This is a genomic window from Gloeomargarita sp. SKYB120 (genome assembly GCA_025062155.1).
GTDB lineage: Bacteria > Cyanobacteriota > Cyanobacteriia > Gloeomargaritales > Gloeomargaritaceae > Gloeomargarita.
The window spans coordinates 26,101-32,569 of the sequence record JANXAM010000027.1 but is presented as its reverse complement, the minus strand read 5'-3'; the positions used below and the strand labels follow the sequence as shown (position 1 = coordinate 32,569).

The following is a 6,469-nucleotide window of genomic DNA, read 5'->3' as shown; positions in this document are numbered from 1 at the left end:
CACGTTAGGGGGATTTGTGTACGTGACCACGGGACTGTTGCGAGCTGCCGATAACGAAGCGCAGTTGGCAGGGGTCCTGGGGCATGAGATTGGCCACATCGTCCACCGGCACCTGGTGCAGCAATTACGAGAAGTTGCCATCGCCCAGGGGGTCAGCGCCTTGCTCGGCACGGATGGCAGCCAGTTGAACGCCCTGTTGATCGAACTGGCCCTGCGCCGTCCCCGGAGTCGCCAGCACGAGTTTGAAGCTGACGCCAGCGCCCTGCAGTACTTGTTGCGAGCCGGTTACGACGGGCGGGGCTTGCCGGAGTTTTTAGGGAAATTGCGCGGCTATCCCCCAGCGCTGGCCTTCTTGAGCACCCATCCCGCCCCCGAAACCCGCATTGCCGCACTCCAGCGCTTGCTTCCTCCCAACCTGAGCGGCGACGGCATGGATGCCACCCTCTACCGCCAGCGGGTGCTGAGCCGGTTGTGAGCTTATTGCACGATCAAATCCACCCGGCCCCGGCGTCCCAGCACATTGATACTGACGCCCCCGTGGTGCAGGTATAGCCCGATATCCAGCGCACCAGCCCCCACTGCAATGTTCTGCAGGGTGACATGGGGTAACCACAGGGGCAAGGTCGGTTGTTGCAGATACACCCGCTGGGTTGCCCCTTCGATTTCCAGCCCCAAACAGGCCTGCAACAGCAAAAACACACTGGCGGACGCCCACGCCTGGGGCAAACAGGCCACTGGATACAGGGTCGGGCCTTCCCGTTGCCGGCGGGCAAACCCGCAGAACAGTTCCGGCAGGCGTTTCAGGTCCAGAAATTGGCTGGCGTCGAACAGGGCCGTCAATACCCGCACTGCCTCTTCCTTGTAGCCATAGCGAGCCAGGCCAGCGGCAATCAAGGCATTGTCGTGGGGCCAGATAGAGCCGTTGTGGTAGGACATGGGGTTGTAGCGACCTTCGCCCTGGGGAACCGTGCGAATCCCCCAACCGCTAAAGAAATGAGGTTCCAGGATTTGGGCGGCAATGCGAGCGGCATGGTCAGGGTGGGCGATGCCCGAAAACAAACAGTGACCCATGTTGGAACTGCGCACCCGGCAGGGGCGTTTCTCGCTGTCCAGTGCCAGGGCATAACCCCCAATGTCGTCGCACCAAAACGCCCGCCAGAACCGCTGTTGCAAATCCAACGCCTGTTGTCGCAGGGCCGCCGCCCGTTCCCATTGCTCTAGCGCTTCCGCCATGTGGGCCGCCTGGAGTTTGGCCTCATAGACATAGCCCTGCACCTCACACAGCGCCAGGGGCGGTTCGGCAATGGTGCCATCGGGATAAAAAATGGCGTCGTCCGAGTCCTTCCAGCCCTGGTTGCGCAACCCCGTATGCACCTTGCGGGCGTATTCCACAAACCCATCCCCGTCCCGGTCGCCATAGGTATCCATCCAGCGCAACGCCGCTTCCACGTGGGGCCACAACTGGGTCAATAACTGCCGGTCGCCGGTGCGCCGGAAATACCGACCCGCCAACACGACAAACAGGGGCGTGGCATCAATACTTCCGTAGTACTGGCCGAAGGGGACTTCCCGCGTTTTGGCCATCTCCCCCTGGCGTTGCTCGTGCAGAATTTTACCCGGTTCAGCGTCCCGGCTGGGGTCTTCCTCGGTCGCCTGCTGCGCTGCAAGATACAACAACACCCCTCGCGCAATGTCGGGATACCACCACAGGGTCGCCAGCGCCGTGATAAGCCCGTCCCGCCCAAACACCGTGCTGAACCAGGGCACCCCAGCGTAGGGGTATAACCCGTAGGGCGTTTCCGTGAGCATCATCAACAAATCGTCCCGCGACGCATTCAGCCAATCGTTGAACTGGGCATTGCCAGTATCAATGTGGGCCGACTGGCTGCGCAACTTGTGGCGATGGCTACGTTCCGCCTGCAACGCCTGGTCATAGCTCAGCACCGTCATCGCTTCGCCCGCGTAGGCGCACACCACCGTCAGCCACAGGTCCTGTTCGGCTTGCGGCGCCAGGGTCACCCACCACTGGGCCAAGTCGGTCGCCACCATCGTCGGTGCAGGCGCAAAGAGCAGATGGGTTTGGCGTTCGACATTATCCAACCCCCAGTAGCGCAGCACCACCCGTTCCGATTGCACCAGAGAAGGCAACCCATTGCCCTGGCGATTGCGCCGGATGCCCCGCACCTCAAAAATATCGGCAAAATCCGCTTCAAACCGCAGCGTGATGGGGATGCGAAAAGTGTGGGAACCGTAGTTATGCACGCGGATGCGCTGGTAAGCCACGTTGTGCCACAGGAAGGTCGTGCGGAAGACATGAATAGTATCTTGGCCGATGAACTGGCCCTGGGACGTGGTGAATTCGGGATTGGTCAAATCCACCGCCAGGATGTCCTTGTCCTCGCGCACCTCCGAACTCAGCAGCAGGAACTGTTTCCCTTCCAAATCCAGCACCAGGCGCGACAGGAACCGCGTGTCATCCCGGAATAAGCCGTGGTCCCCCAACCCCAGCGGGCGCATGTTCCCCAGCCGGTCAAAAATCGCAAAGCAATTGTCGTGTTTGAGCACGTGGGGCCGGCTTTCCACCAGCGACGCCTGCGCCCGGATGTAGTACTGGTCCTGGTACTGGATGATGTCGTCCGCCATGCGGTACCCGCTTCCCGTACAACGTTCCTAGATTAGCAGTCCGCAACCGCTAGTGCTAAGGGGTAGGCATCGGGGATGGCGCGGTCGTCCGTTCCGCCAGCAATTGCTGATAGAGCGCCTCGTAGTCGTTGGTCATGCGTTCGACGCTAAACCGCTCTTCAAAAATTTGTCGGACCCGCTGGCGACTGAGTTCCCCGACTTTCTGTACTGCTGCAACCGCCGCGTCCACCGAATCCACGATAAACCCCGTTTCCCCATCCACCATCACCTCCGGCACCGAGCCGCAGCGCATCGCGATCACCGGCGTTCCACAGGCCATCGCTTCAATCATCACCAGCCCAAAGGGTTCCGGCCAGCGAATCGGAAACAACACCGCGTAAGCTTTACCCAGAAAGTCGCTTTTTTCTTTCTCCGTAATCTCGCCGATGAGTTCCACTAGCGGATTGGCGCGCACCATGGGTTCAATCTGGGACTCGTAATAGGGGCGGTCCACCCGGTCAATTTTGATGGATGCCTTCAGGGGCATGCCCAGGCGCGTGGCAATTTCAATCGCCGTATCCAAGCCTTTTTCCGGCGAGACCCGCCCCAAAAACGCCAGGTAATCCCCCGGTTGGGGGTAAAAGGGGTGCAAATCCAGAGGCAACCCGTGATAGACCGTCCCGACCCAGCGAGCCTGGGGGATGGGTCCCCGTTGGGCGTTGGAAATCGAAACCACTGGAATATCGCGGAATTCCTCGTACAGGGGGCCTAATTCAGGAATGTCCAAGCGCCCGTGTAACGTTGCCAGAAACGCCACCTGGGGATGCCGCCGCGCCAGGGAATAGGGGAAATAGTCCACGTGGCCGTGAATCACGTCAAACTCCTGGGCCATCTGAAACACCTTTTCCACCATCAGCAGATGGGGGGCTACTGTATCAACGGCGTTGGGGTCCAGACGCAGCGCCTGGGGGCAAAAGGGAATTAACCGCGCTTGGGTGTGGGAATCGCCGCTGGCAAATAGGGTGACCTCATGGCCCCGGCGCACCAGCTCCTCCGTCAGCCAATAGACAACCCGTTCTGTTCCCCCGTAGAGCTTGGGTGGAACGCTCTCGTGTAAAGGGGCAATTTGGGCAATGCGCATTTCTACACCTCCAAGCGGCGACCCAACGGCGAATATCCCAGGAATTAGCAAAAACCGGCGGCTTTTGACAAGACGTTTATTATCCCTGGGGTTCCAGGGCGCAGCCGTATTGTTTGACTAACCAACAAGTGACTTAAGCCAGGCTCCGATTTTGTCCGGCTGGCGCAAGCCCCTTTGCTCTTGACGGGTCACCCCCATCTGTAGTAACTAAGCCTAGGGAGGCCAGCGAGGAGTGGGCAATGTGGAACACAGTGCGGTGTGACCGTTGCGGCAGAGAACTCTCCTACAGCGACTTTCAATGGGCCAAACGCTGCCAAAATACCTACGGTCGCAGCCATCTGATCTGCTTTGACTGTTACAATGGCTCAGCCTGCCCAATCTGTGGTTCGTTGCTGGAAAACGCTGAGTAATTGCTCCTAGGGTTCTCGAGGTCACCAGGCGCAGCCCCGTTCCTGCTTTTGCTTTCATCTCCCCGACTGAATCAGAATCCCTAGGAGCACAACTGTTCCCGCGATCCGTAGGAAGTCTCCCCAGGCTTCCTGCTCCTGCTGCCGCTGTAGCTCCTCCGCTTTTTGCTGCAGAGCTTTGACGAGTAGCAACCGCTCACAGGGGGATAGGCCGGCGACAAATTCCCTGGTCAGCGCGCTCGGATGGAGTTCCTTGAAAAACTGCACCCTTTCCTTGCGACGCTTCAGCAACTCCTTGACCCTATCGCTATATTTTGGTTTTGGAGAACCCCTATTATCTGAATGGACATTACTGCTATAACTAGCTCTTTTCTTACTATAACTACAGTGTTGAAGATTGAGAAGTTAAAATCGCCTTCTACTAGCACCGAAAGAACCAAATAGAATGCTAATTAATACTGCAGTTCCTACCAATCCGATGAGAGTGGCCACCAAAGCTTCTGTCTGTTCCTTTATCTCATGAATTTTTTGCTGAAGAATTCTCACCAAAATCAGCCGTTCTGATGCCGATAAATGAGAAACAAATTCTACTGTTAGAGAGCTGGGATCAAGGTCTTTGCATAATTTAGCTATTCTTTTCCTGTGATTCAATAACTCTGCAAGCTTTTTATCAAACTTCCGGCGGCTCTTGGTCACTTCGGCTACATAGGCGCTCGGATAGATGCGGCCAAAAACTTTATGGATTGCAAAGCTTAGACTGAAAGACTTGGACACTTGCCAGTACTGTTGGACTAGCCGAGAAAAAATGAGTTCTTCTTTCTCTAGTTTTTGGCGAACATCATCACTAAGCTTAAGCTCACCGTTTTCACATATCAATCTAAAGGTGCCAACGATGCAAAAGCTCAAAAATGCTACTAGTAGTACTGGGAAAACTAGGAGTATCACCAGAAAAATCATAGTTAAAGCTATTTGAGACAATCTATCGGCTAAATCACTGGGGAATATGAGTTCAAGAAAACTTTGACTCTCCTTTATGTTGTGCTTTCTTCGCAAAGAATATAATTCTCTTGTTAAGTCTCTCCACAACCTTTCTTCTTCCTTGACAAGGTCACGAAATCCCTCCTCTAGTACTGATGAAGAAAGCAGTTCATCAAATGTCAGATTAGTGGCTCTAGTAGGTTTAGGGGACGGCACTTGTACACCAATCATCTGGTCATAAATTGCTCTCAGTGTCTCATCCTTGAGAGTCGCATAAGCCTGATTGATTACCTTAAGCTGCTCCTCTGCAATCTTACGTAGATTCTCATTTAGGTGGGGCAACTTATCTGGATGCAGGTCTTTGCACAACCGTAGATAGGCTGCTCGAATTTCGTCAGCTGTTGCTGTAGGCTTGACGCCCAAAATTTCATAGTAATTCACTATGCTGTCCTCCTAGAACTTTTCCTTTTGCCCATGAAAAGCACAGTACCAACTGAAACTCAATATCTAGCTATCTAACCTTCCCGTCTCGTGGGTGACAGTCTCTACAATTTTAGCAAGAGCGTCCCATTGCCCAAGCAATTCGCTGAATGGCTAGTGGGAAGGTCGCGGCAAGGTCTGTAGCATCAGTTACAAACACGCTCCATCGTTGACAATGGCGAGAACGAGATTGCACACCTGTAACCGGCGCACGTGCAAAATGAGCCACGCTCCTCAACTGAGCTAGCCCAATTTATCGCCGTGCCAGAGGTCACATCTTTTAAGACTGGCTGACTGTCGCGAGATTCGAGAGTTTGACCGGGAGCCACAAGACCTGCTGGGTGAAGCGTTTGTAGATGCCACCGAAGAGCAACCGGACGGGACATCCCATACTACACCAGCAACGAAGCAATCTAACGTAGCTAGGCTAGATCAGGGCAATTCCTGCAGCAACTTGACCACCCGTTCCTTCACCTGGTCGCGCACCCGCCGGAAGGTTTCCATGTCGCCGCCTTCGGGGTCTTCTAGTTGCCAATCATCAAAGTAATCCCGCGTTACCCACTCCGGCGGCAAGCTCACCCCACACCCGCACAGGGAAATCACCGCATCAAAATCCTCAGGCCGGAAATCACTCAAGGGTTTCGACGTTTGCTGGCTAATGTCAATCCCGGCCTCCGCCATGACCTGAACAGTTAAGGGGTCCACAAAACTGGCTTCCAATCCGGCGCTAGCCACCTGCACCTTCTCGCCCCCCAACGCCCGCGCAAATCCCTCCGCCATCTGCGACCGCCGCGAATTTTTCTTACACACAAACATAATCCGGTACATCGCCGAACCCTCC

Annotated in this window: 6 protein-coding genes; 1 reads left to right on the top strand and 5 read right to left on the bottom strand. The window is 55.6% G+C overall.

Annotation, left to right across the window (positions count from 1 at the left end):
* Positions 1-475 (top strand): M48 family metalloprotease (locus NZ705_09770; GenBank protein ID MCS7293237.1); only part of this gene is annotated, 475 nt, incomplete at its 5' end.
* Positions 476-477: 2 nt separating this feature from the next.
* Here NZ705_09770 and NZ705_09765 read toward each other — a convergent pair.
* The 5 genes from NZ705_09765 to arsC form a co-directional block, all read right to left on the bottom strand.
* The gene (locus tag NZ705_09765) at positions 478-2,643 is read right to left on the bottom strand and encodes an amylo-alpha-1,6-glucosidase (GenBank protein MCS7293236.1); all 2,166 of its coding nucleotides are present in this window, start codon (positions 2,641-2,643) and stop codon (positions 478-480) included.
* 55 nt (positions 2,644-2,698) lie between these two features.
* Positions 2,699-3,763, bottom strand: coding sequence for a glycosyltransferase family 4 protein (locus NZ705_09760; protein ID MCS7293235.1), 1,065 nt, complete (start codon positions 3,761-3,763; stop codon positions 2,699-2,701).
* Between the two features lie 464 nt (positions 3,764-4,227).
* The gene (locus tag NZ705_09755) at positions 4,228-4,437 is read right to left on the bottom strand and encodes a hypothetical protein (GenBank protein ID MCS7293234.1); all 210 of its coding nucleotides are present in this window, start codon (positions 4,435-4,437) and stop codon (positions 4,228-4,230) included.
* A gap of 138 nt (positions 4,438-4,575) precedes the next feature.
* Complete coding sequence (locus NZ705_09750; protein MCS7293233.1) at positions 4,576-5,589, bottom strand: DnaJ domain-containing protein; 1,014 nt, start codon at positions 5,587-5,589, stop codon at positions 4,576-4,578.
* A gap of 471 nt (positions 5,590-6,060) precedes the next feature.
* Positions 6,061-6,456, bottom strand: coding sequence for an arsenate reductase, glutathione/glutaredoxin type (gene arsC, locus NZ705_09745; protein ID MCS7293232.1), 396 nt, complete (start codon positions 6,454-6,456; stop codon positions 6,061-6,063).
* Positions 6,457-6,469 lie beyond the last annotated feature (13 nt).

Bases quoted from the DNA above. Each gene is read 5' to 3' on its own strand.
- NZ705_09765 (MCS7293236.1), bottom strand. From the start codon at position 2,643: ATGGCGGACGACATCATCCAGTACCAGGACCAGTACTACATCCGGGCG.
- NZ705_09760 (MCS7293235.1), bottom strand. From the start codon at position 3,763: ATGCGCATTGCCCAAATTGCCCCTTTACACGAGAGCGTTCCACCCAAG.
- arsC (MCS7293232.1), bottom strand. From the start codon at position 6,456: ATGTACCGGATTATGTTTGTGTGTAAGAAAAATTCGCGGCGGTCGCAG.